Here is a 20,820-nt window from a genome sequence, read left to right as displayed (position 1 = left end):
TGCACTACCCCGCCCGACGGACCACCCCACTATCGTTCTTCGCATGCGTCCGAGAACGGCATGGCAGGCGATGGCCCAACGGCCGTTGAGCTTCCTCGGCTCCGCGTGGCCGTGGCGTTCGCTGGCGTACCTGGCCAGCGGGGTGCTGGTGGGGGCCGCGGCGCTGGTGGTGCTGGCCGCCGGCCTGGTGGCGGGGGCGGTGCTGCTGGTGGTGCTGGTCGGGGTGGCGCCGCTGGTCGGGGTGGTGCTGTCGGCGGTGGCGGTCGCGGCCGTCGAGCGGTGGCGGCTGCGGCTGGTGGACCTGGACCCGGCCGAGGACCCGCACCGGGCGCCGGACGCCCCGGGGCCGCGCGCCTGGGCGGCCACCCGGCTGACCGAACCGGTGACCTGGCGCGAACTGGGCTTCACCCTGCTCTCGGCCGCCGCGCTGTGGTGGCTGGACCTGCTGGTGCTGTTCTTCTCCTTCGGGGTGCCGGCGCTCTGCTTCTCGTCGCTCGACGGCGCCACCTGGCCGTGGTCGGTCTTCGGGGCCCTCGTGCTGCTCGCCTCGCCGTACACGGTGACCTCCTGGGCGGGCGCCCGCGCGGCCCTCGCCCGCACCCTGCTCGCCCCGCGCGACGCGGAGTTGGGCGCGCGGCTGCGGGAGGTGAAGGCCTCCCGGGCGCGACTGGTGGACGCCTTCGACGCCGAGCGGCAGCGGATCGAGCGGGACCTGCACGACGGCGCGCAGCAGCAGCTGGTCTCGCTGGGGATGACCCTCGGGCTGATGCACCTGGACGTCCCGCCGGGCTCGCCGCTCGGCCCGCAGCTGGCCCGGGCGCAGGAGCAACTCGGCACCGCGCACGAGGAGTTGCGCCGGATCGTACGCGGCCTCAACCCTCCGGTGCTGGCCGACCACGGGCTGGCCGCCGCCGTCCGGGAGCAGGCCGGACGGTTCCCGATCCCGGTCACCGTCGACCTGGACCTGCCCGTCCGGCTGCCCCGGCAGCTGGAGACCGGCGTCTACTACCTGATCAGCGAGGCGATGACCAACATCGCCCGCCACAGCGGCGCCGGCCGCGCCCGGGTCTCCGGCCGCTACCACGCGGACCTGCTCGTCCTGGAGATCGCCGACGACGGCCGCGGCGGCGCGGACCCGGCGCTCGGCAGCGGGCTGACCGGGCTCGCCGACCGCCTCACCGCCGTCGACGGCCGGATGCGGGTGTCCAGCCCGGCCGGCGGCCCGACCCTGCTCCACGTGGAGATACCGTGCCGCTTCGGGTGATCGTCGCCGAGGACGCCGTCCTGCTCCGCGAGGGACTGGTCGGCCTGCTGCACCGCTTCGGGCACCACGTCCTCGCCGCCGTCGGCGACGCGGACGCCCTGGCCGCCGCCGTGCGCACGCAGCGGCCCGACCTCGTGGTCACGGACGTCCGGATGCCCCCGGACCACCGCGACGACGGCCTGCGCGCCGCCGTCCGGCTGCGCCGGGAGTACCCCGGGCTGCCGGTGGTGGTGCTCAGCCAGTACGTCGAACAGTCCTACGCGACACGGCTGTTGGACTCGGACGGCGGACGGGCCGTCGGCTACCTCCTGAAGGAGCGGGTGGGCGCGGTCGCCGACTTCATGGCCGGCCTGGAGCGGGTGGCCGGAGGCGGGACGGTGGTGGACCGGGAGGTGGTCCAGCAGCTGGTCCGGCTGCGGCACGACCCGCTGGAGCGCCTCAGCGCCCGCGAGCGCGAGGTGCTGGCGCTGATGGCCCAGGGCCGCTCCAACGCCACGCTCGCGGCGGAACTCTTCATCAGCGACGCGGCGGTGAACAAGCACATCGGCAACATCTTCGCCAAGCTGGACCTGCCGGTGGACGTGGACGGCCACCGGCGGGTCCTGGCGGTGCTGCGCTACCTGGGGGCGTGAGGGCCGCAGAAGCGGGTCGGTTCCTAGACCGTGTGCCAGAGGGCGGCCGCGAAGACCGCCGTCACCCAGGTCCACAGGACGGAGAGGCCGAGGTGCGCGACCGTGCGCAGGCGGTCGCCGCGCCACAGGCGGGGCGAGAAGTAGGCGAACTCGAAGAGCCAGCGCAGGCCCCAGAAGAGGGTCTGGCCGGCCAGCAGGGCGGTGCCGAGCCGGCCGCCGGCGAGCAGGTCGGGGGCCAGGCAGAGCGGGAGCAGGCCGAGCAGGGCGCAGGCGAGGCCGATGAAGAAGAGGTGGGCGTAGGAGACCTGGCGGGTCAGCAGGGTGGTGCCGGCGAGGTCGGCGGGCCAGCCGATGGCGCGGGGCAGGACGGCGTGGACCAGGCCGGCGGTCACGAGGGCGGCGCCGACCAGGCGCAACTGGGCTTCGAGGGTGAGGAGTCCGGGCGTACCGGTCAGTTCGGCCAGTACGGTCAGTCCGGTCGGCCCGGTCGGCCCGGTCACGAGGCGGGCTTCCGGAGGGCGAAGGCGGTGACCAGCCCGGCGATCCGGCGTTCGGCGGCCGGGTGCAGGCCCGCCTCGGCGGCGTGCCGGAGCCAGGTGGCCCGGGGCAGGAAGTGCCAGGCGCCGGGGCCGTAGACGGCGGTGTTGGCGGCGTCCCGCAGGTGCTCGACCAGCAGCAGGGTGCCGCCGGGGCGCAGGGTGCGGGCGGCTTCGGCGAACAGGGCGGTGCGGTCGGCGGGCCGGCGCAGTTCGTGGGCGGCGAAGACGGCGAACACGGTGTCCAGGGTGCCCGTCGCGGCGGGCAGGGCGTCCGGCCGGGCCGGGATGCCGCCGGGGACGGGCGGGGCGTGGCGGCGGGCGCGGCGGATCGAGCCGCTGGAGGTCAGCGCCGGGTCGTACAGGTCGGCGAGCCGTCCGCGGGCCCCGGGGTGGCGGGCGGCGAGCGGGCGGCCGGCCTCGTCCAGGCCGGTGCTGATCACCAGGTGGTCGCCGGGGCCGTCGGGCAGCAGGGCGGGCAGCCAGTCGTAGCTGTGGAGCCCGGAGCGGTCGTAGACGCACCAGGTGGCGAGGGTGCCGAGGGCGAGGTACCCGGCGGCGGTGGCGGCGGCCGCCCGGGCGAGCGCGGCGGCGGGGCCCGGCAGCCGGCGGGCCAGCACCCCGCCGGCGACGACGGTGAACGCGCCGGCGGCGTACATCGGCCAGTTGTAGCGGACGACCTCGCGCACACCCGACGGGCGGGGGCCGTCCGGGACGGGACCGGGGACGGGAGCGGCGACGGGGGCGGCGGGGGCTGCGGGTGCGGTCATCGGGCGGCTCCGGTGAGGGTGCGGCGCTCCCCGGCGTGCCAGCCGTAGTCGAGGCCGGCGACGTGGAAGGCGTTGGCGAGCACCGGCCGGCTGCCGGCCAGCGGGCCGTGGTCGAAGAAGGTGAGCCGGGGCACCTCGACGGCCACCGGGGCGGGTTCCCAGTGGGCGCGGGTGGCCTTGACCACGATCATCGACCGGGTCTGCGGCTCGTACTCGAAGGTGTAGGGCAGCGGGCCGGCGAAGCGGCGCGCGGCGCGGGCGTCCGCGAACGGGCTGCCCGGCGGGAGGGCGGCGGGGGCGCTGCCGAGGTCGGCGCGCACGTGCAGGTCGGCGCGGCCGTCGCCGCTGACCACCTTGAACTCCAGGGTCCCGTCGACCACCCGGGTGCCGATCCGGGCGTGCCGGTAGTGGTAGCGGGAGAAGGCGTTGCCGCCGAGCGCCATCATCCGGCTGTCGGTGTCGGAGCGCAGGATGCGCAGGCCGCGCATGGTGCGGCCGCCGGGGGTCGGGAAGCGGGTGAAGACCCGGTAGCCGGTCAGGATGAAGTCCCGGCCGAGGCGGGCGGGCAGGGCGGCCGGGCGCAGTGCCCGGGCGTCCACGACGGCGGCGGCGACGAAGCCGTGCTCGGTGCCGTCGGGGTCGGTGTAGGTGTCGAGGGCGAGGCCGGGCGGCACCAGCGGGGCGAGCAGGCGGGGCGGCAGGGCGTAGGTGAGGACGAGCGAGTGCGCGAAGCGGGTGCGCATCGCGAAGGGGTGGCGTTGCAGCAGGTGTCGCACGGTCGACTCCGTGGTCGGGTAGGGGGGTTCGGAGCGTGACGGGGCAGCGCGGGACCGCCCTTCGCCGCGGGCCGCGGCGGGGTGTTCTCGCGCTTCCTCATCATGGCGCACGACTTTGAACGTGTTCAACTCGGGGGTTGGAGGGATGGGCGGGGTACGCGAACGCCCGGGGCCCGCGCTGCGCGAGCGCGGGCCCCGGGCGTGGCGGAGGCGGGGTCAGGGTGTGGCGGGGAAGGGCCCCGGCCGTGGCGGAGACGGGGTCAGGCCGGGTCGTCCTCGGGGTCCGGGGCCGGGACGCGGCCGGCCAGCAGGGCGTGGCCGAGCGCGGTGGGGCGGTGGGTGACGGAGCGACCGGTGCGGTCCTTGGTGGTCAGCCCGGAGTCGGCCAGGACGGTGGCGTGCTCGCTCGCGGAGGCGGTGGAGATGTCGAGATGACCCGCCAGGTCCTTGGTGGAGCAGGGCCCGTGGGCCGCGATGGCCTCCAGGGCGGCGGCCCTGGTCTGCCCGAGCAGCGCGGTCAGGGTGCGACTGGGGGTCGGCTCGGGCTCGGCGCGCAAGGGACCACCGATCCGGGCGGGGTACAGGAGCACCGGCTGCTGGGCCGGGTCCTCAAAACGGGCGATGACGGGCCGGCGGGGGCCGAACACGCACGGCTGGAGCAGCAGCCCCCGGCCGTCCAGGCGCACGTCGTGCCGGCATCCGCCGGCCAGCGGGAAGCTCAGCACCGGGCGGCGCCAGGACACCGTCGGGTGCAGCGAGCCGAGCACCCGGTCCGGCTCGGCGATCCGGCGCCGGCGCCCGTGCTCGGTGGTGACGATGGTCTCGATCTGCCGCCGGTACGGGTCGATCGCCCGGGTCTGGTAGTCGGCGGTGACGTTGCCCAGCAGCCTGCGGGCCCGGCGGTCGCCGGCCGCGACGCCCCGGGCGAAGGCGCTCAACTGCCGCTCCCCGCCGACCGAGCGCAGGTGGTCGCGCAGCGGCGCCTCGGGCGCCTGGGCGGTGGCGCTCTCGGTGGCGCCCGGGTCGCGCCGCACCGCGAGGAACTCCGGGATCGCCGTGGGGGTGTAGAGGTCGAAGAGCAGCGCGGTGCGCGGGTTCCAGGAGGCCCGCAGCTGCTCGCGCCAGGCCTGGAAGCGCGGGTCGCGCACCCCGCTGACCAGGGCGTGCACGCTCAGGGAGAGCTCCATCGACATGTCGGGGCGCTCCGCCACCCGGAGCCGCTCCAGGTCGTCCGTACCGAAGATGATTCGCAGCACGGTCGCGATCGTCGCCCGGATGCGGAACCGCCGCAAGACCGTTCGGCGAGAACCGAATCCATTGCCGGGCGGGAGGCCCGAGAGCCGGACCGGACACCCGGCGGGCACCCGGCGGGCGGCCGTCCCGGGGGGCTTCCGCGCCCGGACGAACCACCCCGGCCCGCGCCCCGCTCCCCCCGCACGAGTGGTTTCGTCCCCCGCCTCGGCCCCGGAGACGGTCGGTGGACGGATGATCGCTTCCGGGGCCGTACCGGGCGGCCAGGGAAGGACGGTTCGGGACGATGGGCACGACGCGGCGTTCGCTGCTGGGCGCGGCGCTGGGCGCCCCGCTACTGGGGTGGCTCACCGGGACGGCGGCCGGTGCCGTTGACGGCGGCACCGACCGCACCGGGAGTCTGGGCACGCTCTCCGACGGCTGGGTGGAGGTGCGCTGGACCCCGGAGGCACAGGCCCAGCTGGACCGCTTCCACGCGATGGTGGACGTCGTCGCCCCGGCGCGCATGGTGCTGGACCAACGGGGCCCGGCGGTCCACCTGCCGATCCGCTCCGCCGTGGGCGACCCGTCCCTCGCCAACCCGCCGAAGGCGCACGGCGACGGGGCCCTGGACGGCGGGGTCTCCGTCCGCACCTCCAAGGGCGACTACCGGGTGGTCAACCTGTCCGGCGCGATCAAGGACGGCCTGGGCTCGGGCCGGTGCGAGGTGAGCGGGGCGGAGATGGGGCACCGCTCGGCCTTCCGCTGCGGCCTCACCGAGGGCAAGCTGACGGCCGATCCGGTGCCGGCCGGGAAGCCGATGAAGGTCCGGCTCAGCGGGGTGCCGCTGCGCCCCACCCAGGAGGCGGTGGACGCGTACACCGCCAACTTCGGCGCGCACCCGGTCACCGTGGACACGGTGCTCGCCTACGTCACGGCCCAGGGGACGTACACCCCTCCTCCGGCCGCCCAGGAGCAGAAGGCGTAGCGGGCCGGTCGTTGCGGGGTGTCCGGGACTGGGCGGGCACGCCGCCGCCGAAGCGCCGCTCGCGCACCGCGTACGCCCGGACCGCCCCGCGCAGCCGGGCCAGGTCGTAGTCCGGCCACGGCGTGGGGTCGAACAGCAGCTCGGCGTAGGCGAGCTGCCAGGGCAGGAAGTTGCTGATCCGCTGCTCCCCGGAGGTGCGGATCAGCAGGTCCACGTCCGGGAGGTCCGGGGCGTACAGGTACCGGGCGAGGTCGGCCGGGCCGATCGCCTCCGGGCTGATCCGGCCCGCCACCGCCTCGGCGGCCAGGCTCCGTGCCGCGGCGGCCAGTTCCTCCCGTCCGCCGTAGTCCACGCAGACCGTCAGGGTCAGCGTGCCGTTGTTCGACGTCAGGCTCTCCACCAGCGCGATGGAGGAGGCGAGCGACTCGTCCACCCGGTCCCGCCGGCCGCACCAGCGGATCCGTACGCCGAGCGCATGCAGGCCCTCCGCGCTGCGGGTGAGGCCGTCGGCCAGCGAGTCGAACAGCGCGGTCAGTTCCTCGGGCGGGCGGTCCCAGTTCTCGGTGGAGAACGCGTACAGGCTCAGGTGGCGGATACCCAGCCGCAGCGCCGCGTTGACCAGGCGCAGCGCGGCCCGCTGCCCGGCCCGGTGGCCGTGCCGGGCGGGCAGCCGACGGGCCTCGGCCCAGCGGCGGTTGCCGTCCATGATCACGGCGACGTGGGCGGGCGCGCCCTCGGGAGGCGCGGGCCGGGCGCGGCGGTGGGGCGTGGTGCCGTCGGAGCTCAGCGGGGTGAGGCCCTCGGTCAGGACGCGTGAGCGCAACAGGGTCATTTCGTCGTACTGGAGCTGGGCGCCGAGCAGCAGGGTGTGCAGGAACGGGCGGCAGCCGGGGGCGGCGAGCCAGGTGGCGGGCAGGGCCAGCTCCAGCAGGCGGTGCAGGTGCCTCTGCTGGCTCTCGACCAGCTCGTCCAGGGCGGCGCGGCGGTCGGGTCGGCGGTCGGGTCGGCGGTCGGGTCGGCGGTCGTCCTGACTCTTGTCCCGGCCGAAGTCGGCGACGGTCAGGCCGAGTCGGCGCAGGTCGTCCTGCGGCAGGTAGCAGCGGCCGGCCGCCAGGTCGAGCGGGAGGTCCTCCAGGATGTCCGCCAGCTGGCAGGCCTCCCCCAGCGCGGACAGCGCGCCCGCCGCCCGCGGGCCCCGCGCGCCCAGCAGCGGGGCCCACAGCTCGGTGACCGTCCCCGCGACGCCCCGCAGGTGGCGGCGCTGGTCCGCGTGGGTCTCGAAGGCGGGCGGGCGGGCGCCGTCGGCCCGGGTGGCGTCCAGGAACTCCTCGACCAGCGCCCGGTCCAGCTCCCAGCGCCGCACGGTGTCGACGAAGGCCCGGCGCAGCGGGTGGTCGCTGCGGCCGGCCGCGAGGTCGGCCAGGGTGTCGGCCCGCCAGCGGGCGAACCGGCGCTCGCGCTCGGCGGGGTCGGCGGCGCCCTGGGTGTCCTCGTCACCGTAGGAGTCGGAGTCGGAGTCGGAGTCGGAGTCGGCAGCGGCGTCGTCGGCGATCCGGTCGGACCGGGAGGCGAAGCCGTTGACGGCGTGGAAGTACGGCCGCACCTCGGGCGGCAGCGTGTCGCTGATCGCCCGCAGCGGGGCCTGGTGGGCGGCCACCTCCCGCTCGCATAGCCGGTACGACTCCGCCAGCTCCGGCGGACCGCCCACCGCTGCCGCCCCGTTCGCCGCCATGCCCGTTCCCCGCCCCTCTCCGCCACCGCGCACCCTGCACCGCTGTTCGCCGTGCACCGCTGTTCGCCGTGCACCGTCTGGTCAACGAGGCGGCGGCGGATCGGTGGCGATCCGGGCGGACCCCGGCCGTCGGCCCCGGCTCCGCGCGCGGTCCGGTCCGGTCCGGTCCGGTCCGGTCCGGCCTGGCCTGGCCTGGCCTCAGCCGAGGTCGGCCGGGGACTCCACCACCACGCCGTACAGGTCGCCGATCGTCGCCAGCGCCGCGCGGTGGACCTGGGCGGCCGTCAGCCCGGTGCCCGCCGACTCCAGCGGGCGGGTGGCGCAGGCGGCGGCCACGACGGTCGGGCGGTTGCCGCGCAGGAAGGCGCCGGCCGTCGTGAAGGCCACGCACATGTGGGTCATGAACCCGGCGACGACGACGTCCCGGCGGCCGGCGGCGTCGAGCAGTTCGCCCAGCTCGGTGCCGACGAAGGCGTCCGGCGCCTGCTTGACCACCACCCGCTCGCCCTCGGCCGGGGCCACGCTCGGGTGGATCCGCCCGATCTCGGCCCGGATGTCGTACGGGGTGCCCTCGCCGCCGTCGTTGATCACGTGGATCACGGGGGCGCCGGCGTCCCGGGCCCGGGCGAGCAGGTCGGCACCGGCGTCGAGCGCCTCCTGCCAGCCCTCCAGTTCCATCACGCCGCGCACGTAGGTGTTCTGGTAGTCGATCATGATCAGGGTCGCATCGCCGAGCGCGGCGGGCTGCTCGTCGAGGCCGTTGAGGGTGCGCAGGGTCGTCGTGGGCATGGGGTGCCGCCTTCACGGTCGGGAGTCGGGGATCTCGCAGGTCACACCTGGTGCGGCCGGCTTCGAGAACGCTACGGGCGGCGCTCGCGTGTCGGCAATGTCGCCTAACATGCAGATTCCGACATCGACGGGGACGAGCGCCCCGGGGAACGAGGGGGGCAGGCAGTGCCCGCACCGGCTGCGCAACGGCTGATCGTCATCGTGCTGTTCGAGGGCGTCGACCTTCTCGACGTGACCGGCCCGCCCGAGGTGTTCTCCCTGGTCCGCCGGGAGACCGACGACGCGACCGGCTACCGGGTCGTCCTCGCCGCCGAGACGGCGGCGCCGGTCACCACCTCGGCGGGCGTGCGCATCCTGCCCGACCTCACCTTCGACGAGGCCGCCCGGAGCCGGATCGACACCCTGCTGGTGCCCGGCTCGGTCGAGGTGGACGAGCGCCGCCGGGTCCGCGCGCTCACCGACCCGGCGGTGGTCGACCGGGTCCGCACCCTGGCCGCCCGCTCGCGCCGGGTGGCGAGCGTCTGCGTCGGCGCGCACCTGCTCGCCGCCGCCGGGCTGCTGGACGGGCGGCGCGCCACCACCCACTGGTCCACGGCCGGCCAACTCGCCGAGGAGCACCCGGAGATCGAGGTCGACCCGGACCCGATCTTCATCCGCGAGGGCGAGGTCTGGACGGGCGCGGGCATCAGCGCCTGCCTGGACCTTTCGCTCGCCCTGGTCGCCGAGGACTTCGGTGAGGAGCTGGCCCTGCGGGTCGCCCGCCAGCTCGTCATGTACCTCAAACGCCCCAGCGGCCAGAGCCAGTTCAGCGTCCCACTGGAGCCCGTGTCGACCACCCGGCGGATCGAGGAGCTGCGCCACCACATCCTGCGCAACCTCTCCGGACGGCTCACCGTCCCGGACCTCGCGGCCCACGCCCACGTCAGCGAACGGCAGTTGACCCGGATCTTCAAGACGGAGCTGGGCACCACCCCGAGCGCCTACGTCGAATCGGCCCGGGTCGAACTGGCCCGCCACCGGCTGGAGTCCACCGACGCGACGCTCGAACGCATCGCCACCGCCTGCGGGTTCGGCACCGTCGACACCCTGGTGCGCGCCTTCCGCCGCCGCCTCGGGACGACGCCGACCGACTACCGGCAGCGCTTCCGGACGGCTGCCGCACCCACCGCGATCCCCACCACTGCCAGGGCGACCGTCACGGCAGCCGGACGGTGAACTCCGTACGGCCGGGCCGGCTCGCCACCGTCACCGTGCCGCCGTGCGCCCCGACCACGGCCCGGACGATCGCCAGGCCGAGCCCGGTCGAGCCGGTGGCACGGGAGCGGGCCCGGTCGCCCCGGACGAAGCGCTCGAAGACCTGGTCTGCCAGCTCCGACGCGATCCCCGGGCCGTCGTCCGTGACGCTCAACTCGACCTGGCTGTCCGCCCGTTCGAGCCGCAGCTCGACCTCGGTGCCGGGCGGGGTGTGGCTCCGGGCGTTGGCCAGCAGGTTGGCCACCACCTGGCTCAGCCGGTGCCCGTCCCCGCGCACCAGCACCGGCTCCTCGGGCAGGACGAGCCGCCAGCGGTGCTCCGGTCCGGCGGCACGGGCGTCGGCCACCGCGTCGAGGGCGGTCCGGGTCAGGTCCACCTCCTCCTCGGCCAGCGGGCGGCCGGCGTCCAGCCGGGCGAGCAGCAGCAGGTCCTCGACGATCGCCCCCATCCGCAGCGCCTCGGCGTCGATCCGCTCCAGCGAGTGCCGCACCTCGGGCGGCACCGGCCCGGGGTGGCGCAGCGCCAGCTCGGCGTGGCCGCGGACCGCCGCGACCGGGGTGCGCAACTCGTGGCTGGCGTCGGCGGCGAAGCCGCGCAGCCGCTCCTCCACCGCGTGGCGGCGGGCGAGTGCGCCGCCGACGTGCCCGAGCATCCGGTTGAGCGCGGCGCCGACCCGGCCGACCTCGGTGCGCGGGTCGTCGTCGGGCACGCGCTCGGCGAGCATCACCTCGCCGCTGGCGAGCGGCAGCGCGCTGACCCGCTCGGCCATGCCCACCACCCGCCGCAGCGGGCGCAGCGAGACGCCGACCCAGGCGGCCCCGGCAGCACCGGCCGCGGCGACGGAGATCGCGAACACGGTGAGCTCCAGGGTCGCCAGCCGCTCGACGGTGTCCTCGGCCGGGCGCAGCGGCAGACCGCTGACCAGCACGTCGCCGTCCCGCCCGGTGACCGCGCGGACCCGGTAACGGCCCAGGGCCCGGCCGAGGTCGAGGGTGCGGGCCGGGCCGTCGACGGGCAGGGCGGCCAGCGCGTGCTGCTGGTCGGGGGTGAAGGCGACCCGGTCGTCCTCGTCGCCGGGGCTGTCCACGTCGTCGGCGTCCCCGTCGACCACGCCCGCGGCGGTGACCCGGCCGCCGAGCAGCCGTACGCCGAGGGTGCCGGGGGTCTGGGCCCGGGTGTCGGGGCCGGCGCCCTGGGCGGTGTGCTCCAGGCTCGCGGCGTAGCGTCCGCCGGACTCGGTGAGCTGCTGGTCCAGCCGGTCGACCAGGAAGTGGCGCAGCGCGGCGGTGGTGGCGAGGCCGACGGCGGCGCAGGTGACGACGAGCAGCACCAGCAGTCCGGCGATCAGCCGGGCCCGCAGGGTGCGGGGCACCAGCCGGGCGACGCGGGACCCCAGGCGCTTCGGGTCGCGGGACTTTGGGCGCTTCGCGTCGCGGGCCTGCGCGCCGCTCACGTCGCGGCCTTGATCAGGTAGCCCGCGCCGCGCACCGTGTGGATCATCGGACTGCGCCCGGCGTCCACCTTCTTGCGCAGGTAGCTGATGTACAGCTCCACGATGTGCGCCTGCCCGCCGAAGTCGTACGACCAGACGGCGTCCAGGATCTGCGCCTTGCTGAGCACCTGCCGGGGGTGGCGCATCAGGTGGGCGAGCAGCGCGTACTCGGTGGGGCTGAGCTCGACCGCCTCCCCGCCCCGGGTGACCTCGCGGGCCCGGTCGTCCAGCACCAGGTCGCCGAGCACCAGGGCGTGCGGGGGCGGCTGCCCGGGCGCGGCGGGCGGGGCGGCCCGGCGCAGCAGGCCGCGCAGCCGGACCACCACCTCGGCCAGGCTGAACGGCTTGGTCACGTAGTCGTCGCCGCCGGCCGCGATGCCGGCGATCCGCTCCTCGACGGCGTCCCGGGCGGTGAGGAAGAGCACCCGCGCCTCGGGCTGCCCGGCGTGGATGCGGCGCAGCACCTCCAGGCCGTCGAGGTCGGGCAGCATCACGTCCAGCACCACGGCGTGCGGCCGCCAGGCCGCGGCGGCCTCGACGGCGGCCAGGCCGGTGGTCGCGCCGCGCGCCTGCCAGCCCTCGTAGCGGACGGCCCCGCACACCACCTCGACCAGGTCCGGTTCGTCGTCGACGACCAGGACCCGCCAGTCCGGGCGGCCGGCGGTCTCGTCCATGGGGGCTCCCTCGGGCTCGTGCTGCGCGGTGCTCATCCTGACCCGCCCCGATGAGAAAGCGCTGAGACCCCGGAAAGTGGTTCGCAGACCATCACACTGCCACTGACCTGCATGAACGCCTTCACGGCGGGTCCCGTCGGCCGGCCGACTCAGAGCCGGCTCAGAGCTTGCGCTGCGATCGTGGGCGGCCCGGCGGCCCTCGCCGCCGGGCGCTGAGGAGGTTCCCGATGAGCACTGCCGCCGCACCGACGTCGCGGCCCGGGCCCCGGCCGGCACCCGACCGCCCGAGGCACCGGGCGGCGCCACGACCACCGTTCGCCCTCGACCCGCGCGCGGCGCTCGGCCTGGTCGCCGTGGGCGCGCTCGGCGTGCTCGCGCTGTGGTGGTCGGGCACCCCGGCGGTGGTCGGCGCGGCCGACTGGCTGACCGGCGCCGGCCGGATCACCGGGCTGCTGGCCGGCTACGCCGCGCCGGTGCTGCTCCTGCTGATGGCCCGGCTGCCGCCGGTGGAGCGCGGGGTCGGGGCGGACCGGCTGGCGCGCTGGCACGCCTTCGGCGGGCGGTGGATGGTGGCCCTGGTCTCGGTGCACGTGCTGACGGTCGTCTGGGGCTACGCGCTGACCGACGGGCGCGGGGTGGTCGGCGAGGGCGTGGAGATCGTCTTCCACTACCCCGAGATGGTCAAGGCCGCACTGGGCACCCTGCTGCTGCTCGGCACCGGCGCCGTCTCCGCCCGGATCGCGCGACGCCGCCTCCCGTACGAGACCTGGTACTACCTGCACCTGGCGACCTACCTCGCGGTGGCGCTGGCCTTCTCCCACCAGCTCGCCACCGGCGCCGACCTGGGCGGCGGCCCCGGCCGGGCCGCCTGGTACGCGCTCTACTTCGGGACGGCGGCGCTGCTCGGCTGGTTCCGGCTGCTGCGGCCGTGGCTGCTCGACCGGCGGCACGGCCTGACCGTCGCCGAGGTACGGCCGGAGGGCCCCGGCGTGGTGTCGCTCTTCCTGACCGGGCGGCGGCTGGACGGACTCCGCGCCGAGCCGGGCCAGTTCTTCCGGCTCCAGTTCCAGGCCCCCGGGCTGCGCTGGGCCGCCAACCCGTACTCGCTGTCCGCGCCGCCCCACCCGAGCTTCCTGCGCTTCACGGTCAAGGACCTCGGCGGGCACAGCGCCGCCGTGGCCGCCCTGCGCCCGGGGACCAGGGTGCGCGCCGAGGGCCCGTACGGGGCGTTCACCGGGCGGCGGCTGCGGCAGCGCCGGGTGCTGCTGCTCGGCGCCGGGGTGGGGATCACCCCGCTGCGCGCCCTGTTCGAGACGCTGCCGGGCGAGCTGACCCTGGTCCAGCGGGCCCGGCGGCCGCAGGACGTGCTGTTCCGGGCGGAGCTGGCCGATGTCGCCCGGCGGCGCGGTGCGGCGGTGCACGAGCTGCTCGGCTCGCGCGAGCAGGTCGGCGACCTCGGGGCCGCGCTGGCCCGGCTGGTCCCGGACCTCGCCGAGCACGAGGTCTACCTGTGCGGCCCGGAGGCGATGGCCGAGGAGGCCGTGCGCGCGCTGCGGGCCGCGGGGGTGCGGCGGGGGCGCATCCACCACGAGAGCTTTTCGTTCTGAGCCCGTCCGCTCGCGGAGTCCGTTCGCCCGCCGAGTCCTTCCGCCCGCTGAGCCCGTTCGTTCGCCGAGTCCGTCCGCCCGCTGAGCCCGTCCGGCTCGCCAAGCACCTGAGGAGCGTTGATTTCCATGCGCCGAGCCGTCGTCACCAGCGCCGCCACCGCGGCCGGGGTGGTGCTGCTGCTGTCCCTCAAGCCGCACGAGGCGGCCGGGCCCGCCCCGGTGATCGGCTCGGGGGCGGGTACCGGTTCCGGTTCCGGTTCCGGCACCGGTTCCGACGTTTCGCAGCCGTCGAACGCCCCCGGCTCCCCCGCGCCCTCGGCCTCCGTCTCCGCCACGGGCACGGGCGCCACCCGGAAGGTCAGCGGCGACACCGTCAACACCCGGTACGGGCCGGTCCAGGTGCAGGTCACCCTGGCCGGCAGCCGGATCACCGCCGTCGACGTGGTCAAGTACCCGAACTCCGAGCGGCGCGACCGCGAGATCAACAGCTCCGCGCTGCCCGTGCTCAACCACGAGGCGATATCCGCGCAGAGCGCCGCCATCGACGTGGTCAGCGGCGCGACGTACACCAGCGACGGCTACGTCCGCTCTCTCCAGAGCGCCCTCGACCGGGCCAAGGGCTGAGGCGCCCCGTGCTGCGCCACGCCGAGCCCGTGATGGGCACCGTCTTCTCGATCGCCGTCCGCGACCCCGGCCCCGGCACCGCCGCCGCACTGGAGCGGATCGCCGAACGGCTGCACCGGATCGACGCGGTGTTCTCCACCTACCGGCCGGACAGCGACATCAGCCGCCTCGACCGGGGCGAACTCGCCCTGGACGACTGCGATCCGGAGGTCCGCGCCGTGCTGGCGGCCTGCCGCGACGTGGCCGCCGAGACGGACGGCCACTTCAGCGAGCGGCCAGGCGGGCGGCTGGACCCGAGCGGCTGGGTCAAGGGGTGGGCGGTCGAGCAGGCGGCCGGCCTGCTGCGCTCCTCCGGCGCCCGGCAGTACTGCGTCAGCGGCGGCGGGGACGTGCAGACCGCCGGCGGCCCGTGGCGGATCGGCATCGCCGACCCCCGGCAGCCGGGGCTGCTGGCCGCCGTCCTCGCCGGTGACGACCTCGCCGTGGCCACCTCCGGCACCGCCGAGCGCGGCGCGCACATCCTCGACCCGCACACCGGCCGCCCGGCCCGCGGCCTGGCCTCGCTCACCCTGGTCGGCGCCCCGGGCACCGGCATCGCCCGCACCGACGCCTGGGCCACCGCCGCCTTCGCCATGGGCCCGGACCGCGCCCTCGCCTGGGCCGCCCGCCGACCCGGCATCGAGGCCCTGGCCGTCCTGCCGGACGGCTCGAAGCGCTGGACGCCGGGCCTGCCCGGGCACCTCCCGGCGAGCGGTCCGGCGGACTGGCGGGCCGCCGTCGGCTGACCGCGGCCGCCCCGAGAACGCTCGTTCCGTATGCGGAACGGTCGTTCTCGGGAATGCCCGTTCCCGGGAACGACCGTTCCGGCCTACGCCCGCTCCTGCTGTGCCGCCCGCCAGGCCTCCCAGGCGACCAGCGGCGCGAGGTACGACCAGCGCCGCGAGCCGTCCGGACAGGTGCCGCCCTCGACCAGCTCGGAGACCGTACGGCGGGTGAAGGGCACCCAGACGGCCATGTCGTGCTCGAAGGTGCTGTGGCAGGCCTCGCGGCGGCGGTCGATCCCGGCCGCGTCGAGCCGGGACCGGACGGTGGCCACCAGCGTGTAGCAGGAGGCCGGCTCGCTCCAGCCCAGCCAGGTGATCACGGTCGGCCCGACATCGTCCGGCAGCAGCCCCAGCTCCTCCTCCAGCGCCCGCCGGACCAGCCCGTAGAAGTCCTCCGCGGCGCCGGGCTCGTCGCGGTACTTCATCGTCTCGTTGATCCCGACCGTCCACTGCGCCGGGAAGGTGTTGACCGCCAGCGAGCGGCGGAGCAGCAGCAGCCGGCCCAGCCGGTCCCGCACCGCGACGCAGGCGCTGACCATCGTGGGCGGGGCGACGGCCACGAAGCTCGTCAGTCCCTCGTCCAGGGCCGCGCGCAGCAGCCGGGCCGCCGCCGGGTCCTCCCGGCCCAGCCGGGTGGTGGCCATGCACTCCGCGTAGTCGCTCTCGGCGATGTCCACCTCGCAGACCCGCGCGCCGCCGTGCTCGCCGTGATCGACCGTCAGCCGCGAGATGTACGCCGTCCGGCCCGCCGCACCGGCCGCCCGCTGGCGCGCCACCTCCTCGGCCCACCCGGCCGCGTCCAGCGCGTGCGGGCGCTCCACCCGCCCGCGGTGCGCCGTCACCAGCGTGCCCGGCACCAACGGCCGGGCCGCGGACCAGGTGATCAGCGGCGCCAGCCCGTCCGCCCGCACGTCGTGCGCCCGGGCCGCCGCCGTCAGGCTCGCCCGCCGGACCCGCGGCACCGGCACCCGGGAGCCGAGCCGGGACCCGCCGAACTTGGCGAAGTCGTACACCAGATTGGTCACCACGCCGAGCAGCAGGGCTCCACCGATCCCCAGCAGCCACTCCATCCCGGTCCCCACTTCCGCGATCGATCCGCCCATTGTGGAGGCGCCCCGCGTGGCGGCGGAAGGGCCTTCGCCCTCGGGGCGGCCTGCGGAGCGATTCCAGGGCGGTCCCGGGGCCGGTGCTAGGGTGATCGAAAAGTCGGCTCGGGGCTCGGAGGCACTGAACAGTCGTGCGGACGCCGAGGATTGACGGGTCCACGGCCCGGCCGACCGTCCACCCGGGCCGCCCGGGCCCGCGCGCCTTCGCCCGGTCCGCGGCACGCCGCTTCCCCGCCGCCGCCCGCTACCTCCTGCTCTGCCTCGGCACCGGTCTGGCCGCGCTGGTCGGGCTCTGCCTGCTGCTCGTCGTCCTCGCCCTCTGCCTGGTCGGCGTGGGCCTGCCGCTCCTCCCGCCGGCCCTGCGACTGCTGCGCCGCTCCGCCGACTTCCACCGACGCCGGGTCGGCGCCCGGCTCGGCGGCGAGCGGCTGCGCACGCCGTACGGCGACCGGCTGTCCCTACGCGACCCGGCCGTCGGCAAGGACCTGCTCTGGCTGCTCGCCCACGGCACGGCCGGGACGGCCCTGTGCGCCGGCGCCCTCACCCTGTGCAGCCACGCCTTCAACTGGCTGACGGCGCCGGTGTGGTGGCAGCTGTTGCCGGACGAGCGCGGGAAGATCATCCTGCTGACCGTCGACTCCTGGCCGATGGCCGCTGCCGCGGCGCTGGGCGGCATCGGCTACGCCGCCGTCGCCCTGGTCGCACTGCCGCGGCTCGCCGACCTGCACGCCCGGGCCTCCGGCCGACTGCTGGTCGCCCGGCCCCGCGTCTCGCTCGCGCACCGCGTCCGGGAGCTGACCACCAGCCGGTCCGAGGCACTGGACGCCCACGCCGCCGAACTGCGCCGGATCGAACGGGACTTGCACGACGGCGCCCAGGCCAACCTGGTGGCCGTCTCGCTCCGGCTCGGCATGATCCGCCGCGCGCTCGACCAACGCCCCGAGCAGGCCGCCGCGTTGGTGGACTCCACCCAACTCGTCGCCGAACAGGCCCTGGAGTCGCTGCGCACCCTGGTACGCGGCATCCACCCGCCGCTGCTCGCCGACCGCGGCCTGGCCGAGGCCGTACGGTCGCTCGCCGCCCGCTGCGCCGTACCGACCCGGGTCGAGCTGCACAACTCCGAGGCATCCGCAGGCCGTTCCGCCGATCAGTCCGCCGACCCGCCGCCGCGCGCACCGGCCGCCGCCGAGGCCGCCGCCTACTTCGTGGTCTCCGAGGCGCTCGCCAACGTCGCCCGGCACAGCGGCGCCCGCGGCGCCCTGGTCCGGCTGCGGATCACCGCCGCCGCCATCGCCGTCCGGGTCGAGGACGACGGCCGGGGCGGCGCCGTCGAGGGCGCCGGAAGCGGGCTGCCCGGACTGCGCCGCCGGGCCGCCGCGTTCGACGGCACCACCCGCCTGTCCAGCCCGCCCGGGGGCCCGACCATCCTGGAAGTGGAGATCCCGTGCGGATCCTGATCGCCGAGGACAACGCCCTGCTCCGCGAGGGCCTGGTCCTGCTGCTGCACAGCGAGGGACACGAGGTGTGCGCGACCGTCGAGCACGGCGACGACCTGCTCCCCGCCCTGCTCGACCACCGCCCCGACGTCGCCGTGGTCGACGTCCGACTGCCCCCGGACTTCCGCGACGAGGGCCTGCGCGCCGCCGTCGAAGCCCGCCGCCGACTGCCCGCGCTGCCCGTCCTGATCCTCTCCCAGTACGTCGAACGCGCCTACGCCGCCGAGCTGCTCGCCGACAGCGCCACCGGCGTCGGCTACCTCCTCAAGGACCGGGTCGGCCGCGCCGAGGAGTTCCTCCAGGCCCTGCGGCGGGTCGCCGAGGGCGGCACCGCGATGGACCCGGAGGTCATCTCCCAGCTGATGGCCCACCGCACCGGCCCCGACCCGCTGGCCGCCCTCACCCCGCGCGAGCGCGAGGTGCTCGCCCTGATGGCCGAGGGCCACAACAACCCGACCATCGCCCGGCTCCTCTTCCTCGCCGAGAGCTCGGTGAACAAGCACATCGGCAGCATCTTCGGCAAGCTCGGCATGCCCGCCCCCGACACCGGCCACCGCCGGGTCCGTGCCGTCCTCACCTACCTGCGCACGCTCGCCGATTGACGCGTTCAGCCCTCGGCGGCCGCCAGCCGCAGCTGCTCCTCCTCGACGATCAGCGCCGCCAGCGACTGCTCCGACACGTCCACCGCCTCCGGCGTCGACTCCGCCACCTCGCTGCGCCGCGCGTACTCGTCGAACAGCCGGCCCTTCGCCCGCAGCAGGTCCAGCACCCGCTGGTCGACGCTGTCCGCGGCGAGCAGCCGGTGCACCCGTACCCGGCGGACCTGCCCCATCCGGCGCGAGCGGGCCACCGCCTGTTCCTCCAGGGTCGGTTTGACCTGCGGCTCGCACAGGATCACCACCGAGGCCGCCTGGATGTTCAGCCCCACGCCCCCGGCCTGGATCTGGCAGAGCAGCACCGCGTGCCCGGGCGCGGCGCTGAAGCCGTCCACCACGTCCTGCCGCCGCGCCGACTCCAGCGAGCCGTCGATCGGCCCGAACGCCCGCTGGTCCAGGGCGGTTTGGACGGCTGCCAGGACGTCCCGGAAGAACGAGAAGACCACCACCTTCAGCCCGCCGTCCGCCGCCTCCCGGACGATCTCCAGCAGCCGCTTCAGCTTGGCCGACTCCACCGGGTCCGCGTAACCGGCCCTGCGCATCGCCGGGAAGTTGCCCGCCGCGACGGCCGACCGGTAGGCGGCGAGGTCGGCGGGCGAGAACTCCTCCCACTCGTCCACGTGCACCACCTCGGGCAGCTCGGTGAGCACGTCCTGCTGGTTGCGGCGCAGGTAGGCCGGGGCGACGGCCTTGCGGAAGGCCGCCGGCCCGGCGGCCGCCGAACCCTGCCGGACCAGCGGCACCAGCGCGGGCTGGAGGTACTCCACCAGGGTGCGGAACTCCTCCACCCGGTTCTCCATCGGCGTCCCGGTGAGGAACAGCACCCGCTCCACCCGCTCCGCCCAGGCGGCCACCGCCCGGGAGCGCTGCGCGGCACGGTTCTTGACGAAGTGCGCCTCGTCCACCACGACCATCCCGACCGCGGCCGACTCCGCCACCTCCGACGCCTCCAGGCGGCGCAGCCCGTCGAAGGTCACCACCGCGACCCCGCCGTCCCGGAGCCACTCGGCGAGCGCCGCCTCCCGCTCCGGTCCGTGCACCCGGAACGCCCGCAGGGTGCTGCGCGACTCGACCTCCCGGATCCAGTTGGTCAGGACGCTGGCCGGGCAGACCACCAGGAAGTGGGTGCTCCCCCGGGCCCGCAGGTGCGCCAGCACGGCGATCGCCTGCACCGTCTTGCCGAGGCCCATCTCGTCCCCGATGATCACCCGCCGCTGGGCGAGCGCGAACCGCGCCCCGAACGCCTGGTAGCCGCGCAGCGAGACCCGGCAGTGGGCGTCGTCCAGCGGCTCGGCCCGCACCCGGTCCGACAGGTCCTCCGGCAGGAACCCCTCGGCGGCGGCGAGTTCGACCCCGGCCTCCTCGACGATCCCGCCGAGCACGCCGTAGTAGTCGGCCGAGCGGAGCTCGAAGTCCGTCCACGCCTCGACCGGGTCGAGCGGCGGACGCAGCAGGTCGACCGAGGCCTGGGCGAACAGCACCGGGACCTCCCGCGCCGCGAACCCGACCAGCGCCTCCGCCAGGGACTCGACCGCCGCCTGCGCCTGCGCCCGCCGCTCCCGCCCGGCGAACAGCCCGCGCAGCACCCCCCGGGCCGGCCCCGCGGCCGCCACCAGCGGCTCGACCTCGGCCAGCACCCGCTCCGCGGTCTCCCGGGCCCGCCGCGCCTCCGGCCCCGCGGCCACCAGCCGCTGGAGCGCCACGACCAGCGCGGAACTCATCGCGTCCTGCCGCTCGACGTCCAGCCGCACCGCCACCGTCTGCTCGACCGCCCGGGCGATCTGCCCGGCCGCGGCCAGCGCCTGCGCCGCCGTCTGCGCCCCGACCCCCGGGATCAGCCGCAGCGTGTAGCCGGAGGCCTCCACCACCTGCCGCACCGTCCCCAGCCCGGCCGCCTCCAGCGCCCCGACCCGCAGCCGCCCCTCCGTCACGTCCCGGAGCCGCGCCACCGGGATGGCCCCCAACTCCTCCCGCACCAGCCGGTCCCGCACCCCGACGTACGCCACCCGCACCTGCTCCACGGCCCCCCGGTGGTCCGCCACCACCGCCCCGGCCGCCGCCCGCAACCCCTCCGCCTCGGCCAGGACCTCCCCGGCCCGCCGCCCACCCCGCCGCCGCTCCCCCACCACCCGACCCCCGCCTCACTCCGCACACCCAGGACGCGCACCATGATCCCACCCACCACTCCCCGCCGTCCTGGCCCACGACCGACCGACGGCCCCGGTGGACACCAACCCCCTCCACCGAAGCCGCCGGCCCCCGCACCTACGGCTCGGGCGTCACCGCGGAACCCGAATCGCCGCGACCGCCCCGTCCTGCTTCAGCGAGACCGGCCGCCGCCGCTTCCTGAAGTCCCACGACTCCTCGGAC

19 protein-coding genes are annotated in these 20,820 nt (G+C 76.2%); 9 read left to right on the top strand and 10 right to left on the bottom strand.

The window, feature by feature from the left end; genetic code table 11:
- The first annotated feature begins 43 nt into the window (after window positions 1–43).
- Window positions 44–1,264 carry a sensor histidine kinase gene (locus tag ACFVXH_RS33320; RefSeq protein ID WP_387829592.1) on the top strand — a complete coding sequence of 407 codons (1,221 nt, stop codon included), beginning with the start codon at window positions 44–46 and terminating at the stop codon, window positions 1,262–1,264.
- Complete coding sequence (locus ACFVXH_RS33315; RefSeq protein ID WP_387829590.1) at window positions 1,249–1,896, top strand: response regulator; 648 nt, start codon at window positions 1,249–1,251, stop codon at window positions 1,894–1,896. Before ACFVXH_RS33320 ends, ACFVXH_RS33315 begins: the two co-directional genes overlap by 16 nt.
- 23 nt (window positions 1,897–1,919) lie before the next feature.
- On the opposite strand, the gene ACFVXH_RS33310 is transcribed toward ACFVXH_RS33315, so the two are convergent.
- From ACFVXH_RS33310 to ACFVXH_RS33295, 4 genes are all read right to left on the bottom strand, one after another.
- Window positions 1,920–2,396: a hypothetical protein gene (locus tag ACFVXH_RS33310; RefSeq protein WP_380744970.1), complete on the bottom strand. Its 477-nt coding sequence runs from the start codon at window positions 2,394–2,396 to the stop codon at window positions 1,920–1,922.
- Window positions 2,393–3,202, bottom strand: coding sequence for a class I SAM-dependent methyltransferase (locus tag ACFVXH_RS33305; RefSeq protein WP_387829588.1), 810 nt, complete (start codon window positions 3,200–3,202; stop codon window positions 2,393–2,395). Before ACFVXH_RS33305 ends, ACFVXH_RS33310 begins: the two co-directional genes overlap by 4 nt.
- Window positions 3,199–3,978 carry a DUF2071 domain-containing protein gene (locus tag ACFVXH_RS33300; protein ID WP_220450150.1) on the bottom strand — a complete coding sequence of 260 codons (780 nt, stop codon included), beginning with the start codon at window positions 3,976–3,978 and terminating at the stop codon, window positions 3,199–3,201. Before ACFVXH_RS33300 ends, ACFVXH_RS33305 begins: the two co-directional genes overlap by 4 nt.
- Before the next feature lie 260 nt (window positions 3,979–4,238).
- Window positions 4,239–5,234, bottom strand: a complete 996-nt coding sequence (locus ACFVXH_RS33295; RefSeq protein WP_387829586.1) for a hypothetical protein — start codon at window positions 5,232–5,234, stop codon at window positions 4,239–4,241.
- 281 nt (window positions 5,235–5,515) lie between these two features.
- Between ACFVXH_RS33295 and ACFVXH_RS33290 the strand changes: the two genes are divergently transcribed.
- Entirely contained in the window at window positions 5,516–6,196 is a 681-nt protein-coding gene (locus ACFVXH_RS33290; RefSeq protein WP_074005775.1) for a hypothetical protein, read from the top strand.
- Here the strand turns inward: ACFVXH_RS33290 and uppS are convergent.
- Window positions 6,141–7,928 carry a polyprenyl diphosphate synthase gene (gene uppS, locus ACFVXH_RS33285; RefSeq protein WP_387829584.1) on the bottom strand — a complete coding sequence of 596 codons (1,788 nt, stop codon included), beginning with the start codon at window positions 7,926–7,928 and terminating at the stop codon, window positions 6,141–6,143. The genes ACFVXH_RS33290 and uppS overlap by 56 nt on opposite strands.
- Window positions 7,929–8,126: 198 nt before the next feature.
- The gene (locus ACFVXH_RS33280; protein WP_380741531.1) at window positions 8,127–8,717 is read right to left on the bottom strand and encodes a cysteine hydrolase family protein; all 591 of its coding nucleotides are present in this window, start codon (window positions 8,715–8,717) and stop codon (window positions 8,127–8,129) included.
- 165 nt (window positions 8,718–8,882) lie between these two features.
- Between ACFVXH_RS33280 and ACFVXH_RS33275 the strand changes: the two genes are divergently transcribed.
- A complete protein-coding gene (locus tag ACFVXH_RS33275) occupies window positions 8,883–9,932 on the top strand; it encodes a GlxA family transcriptional regulator (protein WP_387829581.1) in 1,050 nt (349 codons plus the stop codon).
- Here ACFVXH_RS33275 and ACFVXH_RS33270 read toward each other — a convergent pair.
- On the bottom strand, window positions 9,913–11,367 hold the full coding sequence (locus ACFVXH_RS33270) for a sensor histidine kinase (protein WP_387829687.1): 1,455 nt from the start codon (window positions 11,365–11,367) through the stop codon (window positions 9,913–9,915). The genes ACFVXH_RS33275 and ACFVXH_RS33270 overlap by 20 nt on opposite strands.
- A gap of 53 nt (window positions 11,368–11,420) precedes the next feature.
- On the bottom strand, window positions 11,421–12,137 hold the full coding sequence (locus ACFVXH_RS33265; protein ID WP_387829579.1) for a response regulator transcription factor: 717 nt from the start codon (window positions 12,135–12,137) through the stop codon (window positions 11,421–11,423).
- Window positions 12,138–12,364: 227 nt separating this feature from the next.
- Between ACFVXH_RS33265 and ACFVXH_RS33260 the strand changes: the two genes are divergently transcribed.
- The 3 genes from ACFVXH_RS33260 (at window position 12,365) to ACFVXH_RS33250 (ending at window position 15,153) form a co-directional block, all read left to right on the top strand.
- On the top strand, window positions 12,365–13,744 hold the full coding sequence (locus tag ACFVXH_RS33260; RefSeq protein WP_387829577.1) for a ferric reductase-like transmembrane domain-containing protein: 1,380 nt from the start codon (window positions 12,365–12,367) through the stop codon (window positions 13,742–13,744).
- Between the two features lie 126 nt (window positions 13,745–13,870).
- On the top strand, window positions 13,871–14,368 hold the full coding sequence (locus tag ACFVXH_RS33255; protein WP_387829575.1) for an FMN-binding protein: 498 nt from the start codon (window positions 13,871–13,873) through the stop codon (window positions 14,366–14,368).
- Between the two features lie 32 nt (window positions 14,369–14,400).
- Window positions 14,401–15,153 carry an FAD:protein FMN transferase gene (locus ACFVXH_RS33250; protein ID WP_387829685.1) on the top strand — a complete coding sequence of 251 codons (753 nt, stop codon included), beginning with the start codon at window positions 14,401–14,403 and terminating at the stop codon, window positions 15,151–15,153.
- Between the two features lie 83 nt (window positions 15,154–15,236).
- Here ACFVXH_RS33250 and ACFVXH_RS33245 read toward each other — a convergent pair whose 3' ends face one another.
- The gene (locus tag ACFVXH_RS33245) at window positions 15,237–16,262 is read right to left on the bottom strand and encodes a hypothetical protein (RefSeq protein ID WP_387829573.1); all 1,026 of its coding nucleotides are present in this window, start codon (window positions 16,260–16,262) and stop codon (window positions 15,237–15,239) included.
- Between the two features lie 167 nt (window positions 16,263–16,429).
- Between ACFVXH_RS33245 and ACFVXH_RS33240 the strand changes: the two genes are divergently transcribed.
- On the top strand, window positions 16,430–17,755 hold the full coding sequence (locus tag ACFVXH_RS33240; protein ID WP_387829571.1) for a sensor domain-containing protein: 1,326 nt from the start codon (window positions 16,430–16,432) through the stop codon (window positions 17,753–17,755).
- Window positions 17,743–18,396, top strand: a complete 654-nt coding sequence (locus tag ACFVXH_RS33235) for a response regulator (RefSeq protein WP_380741524.1) — start codon at window positions 17,743–17,745, stop codon at window positions 18,394–18,396. Before ACFVXH_RS33240 ends, ACFVXH_RS33235 begins: the two co-directional genes overlap by 13 nt.
- 5 nt (window positions 18,397–18,401) lie before the next feature.
- Here ACFVXH_RS33235 and ACFVXH_RS33230 read toward each other — a convergent pair whose 3' ends face one another.
- The gene (locus tag ACFVXH_RS33230) at window positions 18,402–20,579 is read right to left on the bottom strand and encodes a DEAD/DEAH box helicase (RefSeq protein WP_387829569.1); all 2,178 of its coding nucleotides are present in this window, start codon (window positions 20,577–20,579) and stop codon (window positions 18,402–18,404) included.
- Between the last annotated feature and the right edge of the window lie 241 nt (window positions 20,580–20,820).

This window comes from Kitasatospora sp. NPDC058184 (assembly GCF_042883725.1).
Taxonomy (GTDB): Bacteria; Actinomycetota; Actinomycetes; order Streptomycetales; family Streptomycetaceae; genus Kitasatospora.
This window is presented reverse-complemented; position numbering and strand designations above follow the sequence as displayed.